Origin of the sequence: Frigoribacterium sp. CFBP9029 (assembly GCF_034045305.1) — a bacterium.
GTDB lineage: Bacteria > Actinomycetota > Actinomycetes > Actinomycetales > Microbacteriaceae > Frigoribacterium.
Genome location: NZ_JAXCWB010000006.1, coordinates 34,664 through 49,152 on the forward strand (window position 1 = coordinate 34,664; position 14,489 = coordinate 49,152).

General features: G+C 72.0%; 16 protein-coding genes. 6 read left to right on the forward strand and 10 right to left on the reverse strand.

Translation table 11 applies throughout. The features are described from left to right. Positions 1-47 precede the first annotated feature (47 nt). The 6 genes from SOM11_RS09650 to SOM11_RS09675 all read right to left on the reverse strand — a co-directional run bounded on the left by SOM11_RS09650 (position 48) and on the right by SOM11_RS09675 (position 5,733). Complete coding sequence (locus tag SOM11_RS09650) at positions 48-1,949, reverse strand: ABC transporter ATP-binding protein (protein ID WP_320477887.1); 1,902 nt, start codon at positions 1,947-1,949, stop codon at positions 48-50. 48 nt (positions 1,950-1,997) lie between these two features. Further along, positions 1,998-2,510 (reverse strand): signal peptidase I, encoded by a 513-nt coding sequence (locus tag SOM11_RS09655; RefSeq protein WP_320477888.1) that lies wholly within the window; start codon positions 2,508-2,510, stop codon positions 1,998-2,000. Positions 2,511-2,623: 113 nt separating this feature from the next. After that, positions 2,624-3,922, reverse strand: coding sequence for an RICIN domain-containing protein (locus SOM11_RS09660; RefSeq protein ID WP_320477889.1), 1,299 nt, complete (start codon positions 3,920-3,922; stop codon positions 2,624-2,626). Positions 3,923-3,924: 2 nt separating this feature from the next. Continuing rightward, the gene (locus SOM11_RS09665) at positions 3,925-4,488 is read right to left on the reverse strand and encodes a hypothetical protein (RefSeq protein ID WP_320477890.1); all 564 of its coding nucleotides are present in this window, start codon (positions 4,486-4,488) and stop codon (positions 3,925-3,927) included. Next, positions 4,488-5,054, reverse strand: coding sequence for an alternate-type signal peptide domain-containing protein (locus tag SOM11_RS09670; protein ID WP_192060662.1), 567 nt, complete (start codon positions 5,052-5,054; stop codon positions 4,488-4,490). Before SOM11_RS09670 ends, SOM11_RS09665 begins: the two co-directional genes overlap by 1 nt. A gap of 301 nt (positions 5,055-5,355) precedes the next feature. Then, entirely contained in the window at positions 5,356-5,733 is a 378-nt protein-coding gene (locus SOM11_RS09675; protein WP_192060663.1) for a winged helix-turn-helix transcriptional regulator, read from the reverse strand. 90 nt (positions 5,734-5,823) lie between these two features. Here SOM11_RS09675 and SOM11_RS09680 point away from each other — a divergent pair, with 90 nt between their 5' ends. Then, positions 5,824-6,474, forward strand: coding sequence for an NAD(P)-dependent oxidoreductase (locus tag SOM11_RS09680; protein ID WP_320477891.1), 651 nt, complete (start codon positions 5,824-5,826; stop codon positions 6,472-6,474). Positions 6,475-6,523: 49 nt separating this feature from the next. On the opposite strand, the gene SOM11_RS09685 is transcribed toward SOM11_RS09680, so the two are convergent. Then, entirely contained in the window at positions 6,524-7,087 is a 564-nt protein-coding gene (locus SOM11_RS09685) for a hypothetical protein (RefSeq protein ID WP_320477892.1), read from the reverse strand. Between the two features lie 218 nt (positions 7,088-7,305). Here SOM11_RS09685 and SOM11_RS09690 point away from each other — a divergent pair, with 218 nt between their 5' ends. Both SOM11_RS09690 and SOM11_RS09695 read left to right on the forward strand, forming a co-directional pair. Further along, positions 7,306-8,055 (forward strand): helix-turn-helix transcriptional regulator, encoded by a 750-nt coding sequence (locus tag SOM11_RS09690; RefSeq protein ID WP_320477893.1) that lies wholly within the window; start codon positions 7,306-7,308, stop codon positions 8,053-8,055. Next, positions 8,052-8,912: a hypothetical protein gene (locus SOM11_RS09695; RefSeq protein ID WP_197981939.1), complete on the forward strand. Its 861-nt coding sequence runs from the start codon at positions 8,052-8,054 to the stop codon at positions 8,910-8,912. Before SOM11_RS09690 ends, SOM11_RS09695 begins: the two co-directional genes overlap by 4 nt. Positions 8,913-8,921: 9 nt before the next feature. On the opposite strand, the gene SOM11_RS09700 is transcribed toward SOM11_RS09695, so the two are convergent. Continuing rightward, a complete protein-coding gene (locus SOM11_RS09700) occupies positions 8,922-9,869 on the reverse strand; it encodes a GlxA family transcriptional regulator (RefSeq protein ID WP_192060667.1) in 948 nt (315 codons plus the stop codon). A 129-nt stretch (positions 9,870-9,998) separates the two neighbouring features. Here SOM11_RS09700 and SOM11_RS09705 point away from each other — a divergent pair, with 129 nt between their 5' ends. The 3 genes from SOM11_RS09705 to SOM11_RS09715 all read left to right on the forward strand — a co-directional run bounded on the left by SOM11_RS09705 (position 9,999) and on the right by SOM11_RS09715 (position 12,942). Next, on the forward strand, positions 9,999-10,637 hold the full coding sequence (locus tag SOM11_RS09705; RefSeq protein ID WP_192060668.1) for an isochorismatase family protein: 639 nt from the start codon (positions 9,999-10,001) through the stop codon (positions 10,635-10,637). A 117-nt stretch (positions 10,638-10,754) separates the two neighbouring features. Next, positions 10,755-11,642 (forward strand): helix-turn-helix transcriptional regulator, encoded by an 888-nt coding sequence (locus tag SOM11_RS09710; RefSeq protein WP_320477894.1) that lies wholly within the window; start codon positions 10,755-10,757, stop codon positions 11,640-11,642. A gap of 88 nt (positions 11,643-11,730) precedes the next feature. Further along, on the forward strand, positions 11,731-12,942 hold the full coding sequence (locus tag SOM11_RS09715) for an MFS transporter (RefSeq protein ID WP_320477895.1): 1,212 nt from the start codon (positions 11,731-11,733) through the stop codon (positions 12,940-12,942). Positions 12,943-13,553: 611 nt separating this feature from the next. On the opposite strand, the gene SOM11_RS09720 is transcribed toward SOM11_RS09715, so the two are convergent. Both SOM11_RS09720 and SOM11_RS09725 read right to left on the reverse strand, forming a co-directional pair. Then, positions 13,554-14,138: a DUF1349 domain-containing protein gene (locus tag SOM11_RS09720; RefSeq protein WP_192060671.1), complete on the reverse strand. Its 585-nt coding sequence runs from the start codon at positions 14,136-14,138 to the stop codon at positions 13,554-13,556. Positions 14,139-14,206: 68 nt separating this feature from the next. After that, positions 14,207-14,428, reverse strand: a complete 222-nt coding sequence (locus tag SOM11_RS09725) for a hypothetical protein (protein WP_320477896.1) — start codon at positions 14,426-14,428, stop codon at positions 14,207-14,209. Between the last annotated feature and the right edge of the window lie 61 nt (positions 14,429-14,489).

Sequence of the window (14,489 nt, forward strand, 5' to 3'; positions counted from 1 at the left end):
CGCCGGAGAGCGGCGAGACGTCGGCGCAGGGCTCGACGCTTCGGGGGCTACGACCCGCCCCGCGCCTCCTCGTCGGCTGCGACGTCCTTCTGCACGGCGAACTGGGTCCGGTGCAGCTCTTCGTAGCGGCCCGCCGCGGCGATCAGCTCGTCGTGCGTGCCGCGCTCCACGATGGAGCCGTCCTCCACCACCAGGATCATGTCCGCGCTGCGGATGGTGGAGAGGCGGTGCGCGATCACCATCGCCGTCCGACCCTCGAGCGCCTCGCTCAGCGCCGCCTGCACGGCCGCCTCGGACGTGGAGTCCAGGGCCGCCGTCGCCTCGTCGAGGATGACGACTCGCGGCTGGGCGATCAGGAGGCGCGCGATGGTCATCCGCTGACGCTCGCCTCCCGAGAGCCGGTAGCCGCGCTCCCCCACCATCGTGTCGAGCTGGTCGGGCAGCGAGCGGATGAGCGGCTCGAGCCGCGCACGGCGGATGGCGTCCCACACCTCGTCGTCGGTCGCCTCGGGCCTCGCGAACCGCAGGTTGGAGAGGATCGTCTCGTGGAACAGATGGCCGTCCTGGGTCACCATGCCCAGGGTGCGCCGCAGGGAGGCGGAGGTCACGTCGCGGACATCCGTCCCCGCGAGGCGGACGGCGCCGCCGTCTACGTCGTACAGGCGCGAGAGCAGCTGCGCGATCGTCGACTTGCCGGCACCGGACGTGCCGACTAGGGCGACGGTCTGCCCCGGCTCGATGCGGAACGACACACCGTGCAGCACCTCGTCGCCACCGCGGGTGTCCAGTGTGGACACCTCCTCGAGGGAGGCGAGGGACACCTTGTCGGCGGACGGGTAGGCGAAGCGGACGTCGTCGAACTCGACGGCCACCGGGCCCTCGGGCACGACGACGGCGTCGGGCTTCTCGGTGATCAGCGGTTCGAGGTCGAGCACCTCGAAGACGCGCTCGAAGCTGACCACGGCGCTCATGATCTCCACCCGGGCGTTCGCGAGACCGGTCAGCGGCACGTAGAGGCGGGTGAGGAGGAGCGCCAGGGTGACCACCTCGCCGGTGTCCAGCTGACCGGCCAGGGCGAGGAACCCGCCGAGCCCGTAGACGAGCGCCAAGGCGAGCGCGGAGACGAGCGTCAGCGCGGTGACGAAGACGAACTGCAGCAGCGCGCTGCGGACGCCGATGTCGCGGACGCGGGCGGCCCGGACGCGGAACTCCTCGGCCTCCTCGTCGGGGCGGCCGAACAGCTTGACGAGGGTGGCGCCGGGTGCCGAGAAGCGCTCGGTCATCTGGGTGCTCATCGCGGAGTTGTGGTCGGCGGCCTCGCGACGGAGCGCGGCGAGACGGCTGCCCATGCGCCGCGCGGGCACCAGGAAGATGGGAAGCATGATCACGGCGAGGACCGTGACGAGCCAGGACGTGCTGAGCATGACGATCAGGGTGAGGACGAGGGCCACGATGTTCGTGACCACGCCCGACAGCGTGCCGCTGAAGGCCTGCTGGGCGCCGATGACGTCGTTGTTCAGACGGCTCACGAGGGCGCCCGTCCGGGTGCGCGTGAAGAACGCGATCGGCATCTTCTGCACGTGGTCGAACACGGCGGTGCGGAGGTCGAGGATCACGCCCTCGCCGATCCGCGCCGAGAACCATCGCGTCACGAGTGACACGGCGGCGTCGGCCACGGCGACCGCGGCGATGAGGACGGCGAGCCGCACGATCGTGGCCACCTCGCCCCGCGCGACGATGACGTCGACCACCCGGCCGGCCAGCACCGGCGTCGCGACCGCGAGGAAGGCCCCGACGATCGACAGGGCGATGAACACCACCAGCCTGGACCGGTAGGGCACCGCGAACTTCATGATGCGCCGCACGGCCTCGCGGGAGATGCCGTGCTGGCCGTCTCTCGCGCTCGAGATCTTGTAGAGCGAGCTCCAGGCCGCGCCTTCCATGCTCATCGCGGTTCCAATCGTCGCAGCCGATCCCCTCTCGTCAGGATAGAGCGGTCAGCCCTGCCGATCCGCGCGGCGACGGCGGACGACGCCGCGCCCGGTGAGGAACGCCGCGTACCCGAGCAGCCCGACTCCGACGGCCGGCACGAGCCACGCACGCGCCCCCGCCGAGACACCCGTGTTCAGCCGCCCCAGCCACGGCACCGAGTACCAGACCTCGCCCATGACCTGCCCCTCGACGACGGCGTCGCGGTCGGGCTCGGCATTGGCGTCGCCCTTCAGCGTGAACGTGCGGCCCGCCTCCCCGACGGTCACCCCCACCACACGATGCGAGATGACGCCGGGCACCCCGGGGCGGATCTGATAGGTCACGACATCGCCGACCCGGATGTCGGCCGGATCGACCGGGCGCACCACCACGAGCGTCCCGGGCGGCAGACCGGGCTCCATCGAGCCGGTCAGGATGGTCAGCGGCACGCCACCCACCAGCCGGGGCACGACCACGGCGAGCAGCCCGACCGCCACGACGCCGATCAGCACGACCACTGCGACGGCCTGCGCGAGCATCGAGCCGAGGCCCCGGCCCTGCCGATCCGACCCGCCCCGCGCGTGCGAGCCCGAGTCCGTCCGCGAGCGGGAGCCCGACCGCGAGCGCGACCCCGACGGCGGCGCCGCATGAGTCACGACGACGCCCCGAGGGTGAACAGCTGGGTCTCCGACGACGTGCACGCCGACACCTGCATCTGCGTCGTCACACCCGACCCGGTGCTGGTCAGGCACAGCGAGTTCCTGTCTCGGAACTGGAACATGCCCGTCCCGGTGCCGACCGGCACGGCGGTCCAGCGCTGAGCGCTGATCGCGTTGTCCGAGCGCAGCACGGACTGGCGATCGCTGGCGCTGTCCCAGTACAGACCCGAGACCGCGGGCGAGGTGATCTTCAGGTACTGCCCCTCGGCGACGAACTGCCACAGCTGCGTCGTGGTGCCCCGGCAGCCGCTCGACCAGAGCGGTGATCCGCTCGTCGAGCCGCCGACCGTCGCGCACCGGTTCGTGGCGACGTCGCGGACGACGTACCGATCGCTGTTGGTGAAGTACGCGGTCGCGTGCCGGATGGCCGGTGACGCCGGGGAGGTGCGGGCCGGGTTCGACGCGTCGAGCGCGCGGATGGCGTACGCGTAGTACCGGAAGGCCCCCAGCCCGGTGTCGGTGTAGCTGCGCGTCGACGCCGGCACGGTGCCGACGAGCACCCCGTCGCGGTAGACGCCGTAGCGGGACACCGCGGCCGAGTCCGACGAGGCGGCCCAGGTCAGCGAGATGCTGCTGTCCGTCTCGGAGGTCTTGGTCGGCGCCCCGGGCGTGAGGGTGTCGGCGACGGTCTGCGTCGACGTCGCCGAGCCGGCGCTGGTCCATGAACCGAGGCGCGCGGTGAGCACGGCGGTGAGCCTCGCCGTCTGGCCCACCGAGTCGAACCGGTCGGCCTGGGTGATCGACGTCTGGACGCACCAGGACGAGGAGGCGCCGACCGGCAGGGTCCCGGAGGGTGCGCCGACCGTCGCCCACGTCCCCGACGAGGCGTCGGCGGGTCGGCTGCCGCAGCGACCCGAGGCCAGCGGCCAGGTGGAGACGCGGGTCGCGGTGGCGAGGGTCGAGCCGCCCGCGGGGGTGATGGCGAGAGTCCACGGGGCGGGCACGGTGCCGGTGTTGGCGACCGTGACGGTCGCCAGGTGCGAGAGGGCGGACGACGAGTACGTCGTGGCCAGGCTCTCGACACCGGTCAGCGCGACGGCCAGCCGACCCGTCGAGGTGGTCGCCGAGGCGGTCTGCACGGGTGCCGTCCAGGTCGCCTCGGCGGGCACGGCGATCAGCGCCGTGAGCACGGCGACGACGAGGGCGGCGCCCCACACCGGGGCGCGACGCACCGAGCGGCGCGGGCTCGGTGGCCGGCGCGACCCGCGATGCGGTCGGGTGTTCGTGGGCACGGTCAGACCTGCGTTCCGGTGAGACGCAGGGTGAGAGCGAGATCGCCGAGTCCCTGCGAGGTGCTCCGACCGTCGTCGCCCATCGCGACGGAGACGCAGAGCGTGCGGGACTCCCCCGCGGCGAGGACGACGCTGGTCGGCGCCGACGCGGCGGCGGGTCGATCGGTCGCGGTGCCCGACCAGACGGAGGCCGCGCGGCCCGCGCGGCAGTCGGTCGCCGAGGTGGCCGTGCCCAACCCGAGCAGGAGGGCGGGCACGGGCGCCGTGTCGGCGTGGACGCTCGTCACGGTCGCCGCGGCCACCCCGAGCGAGAGCCCGACGGTGCCGGTGTTCGTCGCCGTGACGGGGCCGCGCAGGGTGAGCCCGGGGTAGAGCGGGTCGGCGGGCAGGGCGAGCGCGTCGAGGGTCAGCGACGCCGACCCCGACGTCACGACGACAGGACCGTCGGAGGTGCTGGCCGAGTCGCTGAGTCGGGCCGACGAGCCGCCCACCTCGCCGAGCGACACGACGGCCGCCACGACGGTCGCGACGACCCCCACGACGAGCCACGTGCCGCGGGCGCCCACTAGATCTGGGTCAGGGTCACGGCGACGGCCCCGAGGTCCACCGAGCCGAGCTGCGTGTCGTTCTCGAAGCCGACCGTGGTGCTCTTCGGGAACTCGATGGTGACCGCCACGGTGACGTCCTCCTCGAGGCCGTCGCGCCCGGTCACGGTCACGGCGTCGGGGGTCGTCGTGATGCCGTCGCCGGTGGCGGTCAGCTGGGCCGTCGACGAGAGGTAGTCGGCGAGCGCCACGTCGGACGACGACGTCGAGCTGGCCTCGATCGAGGCGGGGTCGAGGGTGAAGGCCGCGTTCAGGCCGTCTCCGTGCGCGGTGACCGTCATGTCGCGCGAGTAGACGACGACGTCGCCGGGCACGATCGGGTAGCCGGCGATGGTCGACTGCGGTGCGCCTCCGTTGACCGTCCAGGTGGCGGCCTCGGCGCTGGGTTCGACCTCGAGGCCACCGGAGACGATCGTGCCGCCGGCCGTCTCGGCGCTGGTGTTCCAGAGCGCGAACGTGCCCGCGCCTCCCAGGAGGAGGGTGACGCCGGTGGCGGTGGCGATGGTGCCCTTGACGATGGTCTTCATGGTGCGGTCCTTCCGGGCGGCACGGGTGCCGTCGGCTGGTGTCCCGGCTCCTGGCGACCGTGGTCGGCTCCACTCGGTTCAGGGAGAGGGCGACCGTCGGGAGGAGGCACTTGAGATGCCGCGGGAGGCGGCACAGGCAGGGGACGGTATCTGCATGCAGGACCGGTGGATCCACCGGGATGTCTGCTTGTCTCAACCATCTCACGGATCGGTGCGATCGATGCGGATGCATCGGAAGCGCAGGCCGATTGCCAGGGTCGCGCCGGCGCGCCGGTGCCGACGGGGACCCGACCCGCGCCTCCTAGGCGATCCGCTCGTCGTATTCGCCCCAGGCCTCTCGCACGTCGCCGAAGTGCTCGATCGACCATTCTTCGAGCGCCTTGAGCGGCGCGCAGAGGGTGCGACCGGCCGTCGTGAGCTCGTACTCGACGCGGGGCGGCACCTCGGCGAACACCGTGCGGGTCACGAGCCCGTCGCGCTCGAGACCGCGCAGCGTCTGCGTCAGCATCTTCTGCGAGATGCCCGACACGCTCTTGCGGATCTCGGTGAAGCGGTGCGGGCCCGACTCGAGGGTGCCGACGATCAGGACCGTCCACCGGTCGCCGATGCGATCGAGCACCCGCCGCGTGGGGCAGCCGTCGGCATAGGGGTCGAGCGTGAGAGAGGGGTCGGTTACCAAGAAGTGCCTACTTCCCAAGAGTGACTAATGGATCTACCGTAGCCGTGCGACCCCGCAGCGGGGAAGCCCCAGCACAAGAAGGAGCACGCCATGAGCACCATCACCGTCGTCGGAGGAACCGGCTACGCCGGCAGCGCCATCGTCCGCGAGGCCGCATCGCGCGGTCACGAGGTCGTCTCGTTCAGCCGTTCCGTCCCCGCCGAGGAGGCGCGGGTCGACGGCGTCCGCTACGAGACCGGTTCGATGCTCGACGCCGAGGCCCGCCTCCGTGCCGTCACCGGCAGCGACGTCGTGGTCTCGTCGCTCTCACCCCGCGGCGAGCTCGACGGGAAGATCGTCGAGGCCGATCTGGCCCTCGCCGCCCTCGCGGCCGAGCACGGCGTCCGTTTCGGCGTCGTCGGCGGCTACAGCTCGCTCCGACTCGAAGAGGGCGGCCCGCGTCAGGCCGACACCGATCAGCTGCCCCCCGAGTTCGCGAGCGAGGCCAAGCAGATGAACGAGGTGCTCGAGCTGCTCGGTGGCACGGACGACAGCCTCGACTGGTTCTTCGTCTCGCCCGCCCAGCTGTTCGGCGCGTACGCCCCCGGCGAGGCGCGCGGCGAGTACCGCACCGGCGGCGACCTGGCCTTCACCGACGCCGAGGGCGTCTCGGCCGTGAGCGGGCAGGACTTCGCCCTCGCGATCGTCGACGAGATCGACACCCCGAAGCACCGCCGCGCGCACTTCAGCGTCGCCTACTGAGCGTCGCCTGGCGGGCATCATCTGACGGGCGTCGCCTGACGGGCGTCGCCTACTGAGCGTCGCCCTGCAGGTCGGCCACGCGGTCGCCGGCGACCCGCTCGTCGAGCGCACGGTCGTCGGCGCCGCGGTCGTCGACGGCGCTGCCGTCGAGCGCGCGGGTCGCCGCCTCCGTCACGTCGCGTGCGAGCGCGATGGCATCGACCCGCAGGAGACGGGCGGCCCGCGACCTCGACACGTCGAAGGCCACGGCGAGGGCGGAGGCGGTGTAGCCGGCCGCACCGAGGTCGCGTGCGATGCGTCGCTGCTCGACCCGCGCCTCCTCGGCGGGGAGGTCGGGTCGGGTCGCGGCCACCCAGCGACGTCGTGCGTCGTCGGGGAGGTCGATCACGAGTCGCACGTCGATGTCCTCCGGGCGGACGGCCATCCAGAGGGCGGCCAGCTCGCGGGCCTCGTCGACCAGGGTGTCGACGTCGACCGCCGAGCCGTGGGCGGTGAACGTGCCGGTGGTGCGATCGCCGCCCTCGGGGCCGGATCCGGTCACGACGACCGTCCACGACGTGGGCGTCGGCCGCGCCGCGCGGGCGTGGACGGACCTTCTGGTCGGGGTGGTCATGTCGGGAGGCTCCTGTCATGGACGCCGATCGACGGTGAGACGGCCTGATTCTGACGACGAGCCCGAGTCGTGACGCTGTCGGTGCGCTTCGGGCCGCACCCCCATTAGACCCCCTATCGAGGGTGAGAGCGTCGCGAGCGCTCGAATCGGTCCAGATCATCACCGTCTCAGTTCTGAGACTCGATGACGATTCGTCTCAGAATTGATACGATCGTGTGATGGATCTCCAGCAGCTGCCGACGCGCGCCCGTCAGGCCACCCTGCTCGGTGCCACAGAGCTCGCGGCCAGAACAGGGCTCAGCCGCCCGACGCTCTACAGGGTGCTCGGCGGGCGCCCCCCTCGCATCGACGACCTGCGCGAACTGGCCCTCGCCTGCGGATTCGACATCGACGCCGCGCTGATCCCCGTCAGCGATCCCCTCGCCGCAGTCGCAGCGAGAGCCGCCCTGGGTGATCCCGACGTCGCCGAGTGGTCGGATTCCGCGACCGCGTGGCGCGAACGACTGCAGCGCTATGTCGCCGCGGGCTCGGAGGCCGACGTGCAGGTCGCGCTCATCGACGAGGCCGGCCGGGCGTCGGCGCCCGCCCAGCGGGAGGGCTCGATCCATCTGCGGGGCGACGCTCGCTACGTGGATCGCCTCGTCTCGGCCGGGTCCGCCTCCGGCGACGACTGGGCACTCTCGGGCTGGGCGGCGCTCGATGCGATGGAGATCGACGCCGACGCGCCGACCATCCTCTGGACACCCGAGCCGCGACGCGTCGCGCAACTGCTCGCCGACTCCTTCCGCCCCGGTCTCGCGGGGCTGTCGGACCTCATCCTGACTCCGGCCCACCCGTCGGTGTTCGCCGGTGCGCTCGAGATCGACTCCGTGCGACTGGTCGCGCCGATCCAGGCGCACATCGACGCCGTCGGGCTCGGCGAGGCACCTCGCTCGGCCGCTCTGGCGCACCTCCGGCGAGAACGATGACAGACGAGCAGTCACGGGGACTCGGGGCCGACGGGTACCGCACACGGCCCGGGCGCCCCCCGGCCGCTACGACCGAGGCGCGAGCCGGCGCACCACGCAGGGGCCTCCGGGCGACGACCCCCGACGAGACCTTCGCCGCCACGGCCGTCCGCTGGGACATCACCCGCGTGCCCCTCGACCGCATCGAGAGCTCGTCGATCGAGCGGGCACGCCACCGATTCAGGGCGTCGCTACCCGATCTCGTCTGGAACGCCGCGGCACTCGAGGGCAACACCTTCACCCTCCCCGAGGTGCGGACGCTGCTCGACGGCGTGACGGTCGGCGGCCGGCCCCTCGACGACGAGAAGCAGGTGCTCGCCCTGGTCGACGGCTACACCCATCTCGACGAGCTCGTGGCGTCCGGCTCGTTCAGCCTGTCGAAGAGCGTCTCCGACGATCTCCATCGCCGTGTCGCCATCCATGAGGCGATCGAATCGGGCGGCTTCCGTGGCGAGGGGGACGTCGGAGGCGGGGGCACGGTCCGACTCGCCTCCGGCGGACTGGTCGTCGGTGTGCCCCAGAGCGAACTAGCCGGGCGTTTCGCCGCGTCGGCGGATTTCCTCGAAGCTCTCGACGATCCCCGAGAACGAGCCCTCGGCTACTTCGTCTCGGCGACCAGATCGCAGTTCTACTTCGACGGGAACAAGCGGACGGCCCGCCTGATGATGACCGGGCTGCTCATGTCCGAGGGCTACGAGGCGGTCAGCCTCCCGGTGGCGCGCAAGTTCGAGTTCAACAAGGCGCTCGACATCCTGTTCACCGACGACGACGCCACCCCGCTCATGGCGTTCATCGCAAGCTGCGCCTCGCGAGCCTGACCCTGCCGGTCACGCCCGGGCGTCGAACCGGCGTCGGTAGCTCGACGGCGTGCTGCCGAAGGCGCTCGCGAAGTTCTGCCGCAGCGTGACGGGATTGCCGAACCCGCACGACGAGGCGACCTGGTCGATCGGGAGGTCGGTCGTCTCGAGCAGGCGTCGCGCCTCGTCGAGGCGTCGTGATCGCACCCAGGCGGCCGGTGTCGTGCCGGTCGACGCCCGGAACGCCCGCACGAACGTCCGGCGACTCAGCCGCGCCTCCGACGCCAGACGGTCGACGCCGAGCTCGTCGCCGAGATGCTCGAGGGCCCAGGCGGTCGCGACCGCGATCGGGTCCGTCGCCGCATGCTGCGCGACGGGTCGCTCGATGTACTGCGCCTGACCGCCTTCGCGATGCGGTGCGACGACCAGGCTGCGGGCCACCCTGTTCGCGGCCTCCGCACCGAGGCGGGTCCGGACGACGTGCAGGCACGCGTCGATGCCGGAGGCGGTGCCCGCCGAGGTCAGCACGTCGCCGTGGTCGAGATAGAGGACGCCCGGCTCGACGGTGATACCCGGGTGCCTCCGCGCCAGCCCCTCGACGGCGTGCCAGTGGGTGACCGCGCTGCGACCCTCCAGCAGGCCGAGGTCCGCCACGGCGAGGGCGCCGAGGCAGAGACCGACGATCGTCGAACCCCGGTCGTGCGCCGCGAGCACGACCCGGCGCAACGCGGCGCCGGGCTCGCGGCCGTCGTCGACCCACGACGGGACGACGACCAGATCGGCGTCGGCCACGGCGTCGAGACCGGCGACGCCGCCGAGCGAGTAGCCCTCGGCGGTCGTGATCGATCCGGCCCGCTCGGAGAACAGCGTCGTCCGCCATGGTCCGAGCCCCTGGCGGGCGACCTCGTCGAAGACGATCTGCGGCACCGACAGATGGAACATGGAGACGCCCTCGAAGGCGTAGACGGCGATCTTCACGGGCGGACCTCCTCGATGGCCTGGATCCATCGTATCGACGCACACGGGCCACTCGTGCGAGGCGCCCCCCGCGAGGAGGATCGTCGGTGGATCGCATCCCGCGCCGACGCCCTCGAACAAGGAGCCCCCATGACCACACCGAACCGCGCCCTCATCGTCGTCGACGTCCAGCAGGAGTACTTCGCCGGCCCGCTCGAGATCCAGTACCCCTCCGTCGACGACTCCCTGGCCCGTGTCGCCGAGGCCATCGACGCCGCCTCGGCCGCCGGCATCCCCGTCGTGGTGTTCCAGCACACGTCGGGCGAGGGCTCCCCCGTGTTCGATCCGAGCACCGAGGCGTTCGCCCTGCACCCCGAGATCGAGAGGCGTCGCCGCTCCGACTGGAAGTCGATCACCAAGCAGTACAGCTCGGTCTTCGCCGACACCGACCTGCTCGACTGGCTGCACGAGAACTCGCTCGACACCGTCACCCTGGTCGGGTACATGACGAACAACTGCATCCTCGCCTCGGCCGCCGGGGCCGAGGCGGTCGGCATCACCGCCGAGGTGCTGTCCGACGCGACGGGCGCCATCAGCCTCGGGAACGACGCCGGCCACGTCGACGCCGAGACCGTGCACCGCACCCTCATGGCCCTCCTCGATTCGAACTTCGCGGCCGTCGCCACGACGAAGGGGTGGACGACCGCGGTGTCGGCGGGCCAGCCGCTCGCCGCGAGCAACCTGCCCGAATCGGCGACGGCGGGCGCCGCGCGCTTCCCCCGCGGCTGACCGAAGAGGAGGAGGCACGGCCCGCCCGCGCCGGTCCGTCTCCGCTCGCCCGGCCCGCCGGACGGGGGTTCCGGCAGGGCCTGGCTGGGCCTGGCGGGCGGCTCTAGGGTCGGTGACATGGATGAACGAGCCGAGGTCCGCGAGTTCCTCGCTTCACGCCGGGCACGGCTGTCGCCCGAGCAGGCGGGCGTCGTCAGCGCCGGCGGGCGTCGACGCGTCCCCGGGCTGCGGCGTGACGAGGTCGCCCGCCTGGCCGGTGTCAGCGTCGACTACTACACGCGTCTCGAGCGGGGGAACCTCGGCGGGGTGTCCGACAGCGTCCTCGACGCGATCTCCCGTGCGCTCGGGCTCGACCAGGCCGAGACCGACCACCTCCACGACCTCGCCAAGGCGTTCGCCCCGTCGCGTCGCAGGCCGCCCGTCGGCGCCGGGCGGAAGATCGCCCAGTCGCCCGTGCAGCACATGCTCGACGCGATGACCGGCGCGCCCGCCATGGTGACGAACACCCGCATGGACCTCGTCGCCGCCAACACGCTCGGCTTCGCCCTGTACTCCGACATGTACCGCGGCACGCTGCGCCCCGGCAATCACTCGCGCTACATCTTCCTGGACCCGGGCGCGCGCGACTTCTACCCCGACTGGCAGCGCGCGGCCGACGTCAACGTGGCCATCCTCCGCCGCGACGCGGGGCGCGACCCCCACGACGCCGGGATCGCCGCGCTCGTCGGCGAGCTCTCGATCCGCAGCGACGAGTTCCGCACCCGCTGGGCGGCGCACGACGTCCGCCGCCACTACACGGGCGCGAAGCAGTTCCGGCATCCGGTCGTCGGACTGCTCGAACTCGACTTCCAGGCGATGGAGCTGCAAGACACCCCGGGCCACTCGCTCACCGTCTACACGGCCGTGCCCGGCTCGCCCTCCGACGAGGGCCTCAGACTCCTCGCCTCGTGGGCCGCCACCGAGCACATCGTCGAGCGCGCCCACGCGATCGACACCGCCTCCTGACCCTCCACCCTCCGCCGCCCCGCGGCATCCTCCCCGCCACCGGGCACGCCCCGAGGAGGCGCGGCTCCGCGCCCGAAAGGACCTCACGATGGCCACCGCGCCCGTCCCCACCCGCTCGACCCGCGCCTCCGGCCCCACCGCGCCCGTCGACCGTCTGCCGCTGCTCTCGCTCGTCGTCCTCGCGACGATGGGGTTCATCCTCGTCGCGATGGAGACGATGCCGGCGGGCCTGCTGCCCGTCATCGCGGACGGCCTCGACACGAGCGAAGGGGCCGTGGGTCTGCTCATCAGCGCCTACGCGCTCGGCACCGTGCTGGCGACCGTGCCGGCCATCGCGCTCACCCGGGGGATGCGACGCAAGCCGCTCCTCCTGATCGCGATCACCGGCCTGGTCGTGGCGAACACCGTGACGGCCCTCTCGCCCGTGATCGCACTCGCCCTGGTGTCGCGGTTCGTCGCCGGGGCCTTCTCGGGCGTGATCTGGGGCATGCTGGCCGCCTACGGCCGCCGCATCAGCCCGCCGAGCCGCGCCGGTCTCTCGCTCGCCATCGTCTCGGCCGGCGCACCCGTCGGCTTCGCGTTCGGCACGCCGCTCGGCTCGTGGCTCGGCATGACCTTCGACTGGCGCTGGTCGTTCGGCGGATTGACCCTGATCGGCGTCGTGGTGTTCGCGCTCGTGGCCGCGGTCGTCCCCGACGCCGCACCGGCACCCGAGGGGGCGCGCCTGTCGCTCGGGTGCGTGTTCCGCATCCCCGGCATCGCGGTGATCCTCGCGGTGATCGCGGCCTGGATACTCGCGCACAACACGATCTACACGTACGTGTCGCCGTACCTGCGGGCCGGCGACTCGGGGCTCGGCGTCGACGTGATGCTGCTGATCTACGGCGTCGCCTCGATCGGCGGGATCGTCGTCACCGGGGCGCTGCTCGACCGGTACCCGCGTGCGCTGCTGCACGGCAGCGTCGCGCTCTTCGTGGTCGCCGGGGTGATCCTGCTCGTGGGCCACGCGTCGGTGCCGGCCGTCGTCGTCGCTGCGGTGCTCTGGGGCGTGACGTTCGGCGGGGCGTCGGCTCAGCTGCAGGCGGCCCTCACGACCGTCGGCGGAGACAACGCCGACGTCGCGAACGCGTTCCTGCCGGTGGCGTTCAACGTGGCGATCTTCTTCGCCGGCATCGTCGGGGCGGCTCTGCTGACCGCGGCCGACGGCCTCGTGCTGCCCGTGCTGATGATCGGGTCCGGGGTCGTGGCGTTGGCGCTGACCGTGTACGGGCGGCGCGACGCGTTCCCCGCGGCACTCTGACCGTCGCTGGGTCGCCCGCGACGAAGGCCCTGCCGATCGTTCGGGAGAGCCTTCGCCCTGGCTTCATCGCCTGCGGTGATGCGCGGGACCACGGGCGGATCAGCACCCTGAACGCCTCGTGGGAGTCCATCAGTTGGCAGCCCTCCGCGATCTCCCACAGGCGCACTTTGCGGTCGAACACGCGGCCCGGGCCGATGGTTTCGTCGAGCACCTGAAAAGTGGAGCTGACGATCGACTGGGGAGTGCTCGACGCCAGGTACGACTACACAGCCATCGTCTGAATGTCGGAACCGGGATCACCGTCGCAGAAGGGGCTGTCGCGTCTGGCTGACCCTCTGAGAGTTGGTCGAAGTCGTTTGGTCAGCGTAAGACACGGCGCGAGCTAGTCGCACCGTCCTCTGTGTAGGGGGGCTCTCCTCGATGCAAGCATTCGGCCACGCTCCAAGCACCCTCGGACCAACATCTCGTCGGGGCCGAGGATAAGACGAGGAAAGTTGAACCCGTACTGCGTCTGCTCGCCGTGGATGAAGCGGAGCTCGTCCGGGGAGTCGAAATCGATGGTGCCCGAGACCTGGATGGTGGTGCTGGTGCCACGACCCTAGCCCGAGCGGTCAGTCCTCGGGGTGCAGGCTCTCATCGGCGGGCATCGTCCTCCATGCGGTGAAGTGCACGGTGAGGTCGGCGCGCGACGGGGCGCAGCAGAAGGGGCCGGCGCTCGCCGCGGCATCGGGAGCGAGCGGGGCGACCCGCACCAGACGCCAGGGCTCGGCGTCGACCCGCGCCCGGACCGTGAGCGCATCCCCCGAGCGGCTGGCTCGGATCGTCACGGTCCGGCCGGTCCAGTCGACCGGTGACAGCGACCAGTCGGACTCTCCTCGCGTCACCACGGCACCGAGGCTCTGCTCGCCGTCGCTGAGCTCCACCCCGGCCTTGACCCAGGTCTCGGGGTCGACCGAGACGAAGAGGCCGGCCTGATCGAACTGGGCGGCGAAGTCGAGCACGAACGACACCTCCATCGCCGTGCCCTGCGGGAAGGGCGCGACCAGGGCGTGCTCGGTGTCATGGACGAACCCGTACGAGGTGAGGCGCCAGGCGTCGCTGCCCTCCGTCGCCGTGACCCGCATCCCGTCGACGGCGACGGCGACCGCTGTCGGCTCGGTGGTCCAGGTGCCGGTGGTCCAGGCGATGTCGGTCATGGCGTCCTCGTTCTCGGTGGTCGTCGGGGGTGACGGCGGCAGCGGCGGCAGCGGTGGCGCCGGCGGCGTCAGCGCTCGTGCGTCGGGGCGTCGCCGGCCTGGAGGGCGGCGTGCTGCCTCTCGACGCGTCGGTTCACGGCCATCGCCCGCAGCCCGACCACGATCGAGAACGAACCGCTGACGATCATCAGCACGCCCAGGAGGCCGCTGTCACCTTGCGTGAGCAGCGCACCGCACACGACCACCACGGCGCAGAGGATGAGCTGCAGGGTCGTCCATGTCGTCGTCATCCCTCGACCCTACGAGCCTCCGACCGCGAGCGGCTCGCCCGCACGGCGGAGCGCGCGGCGG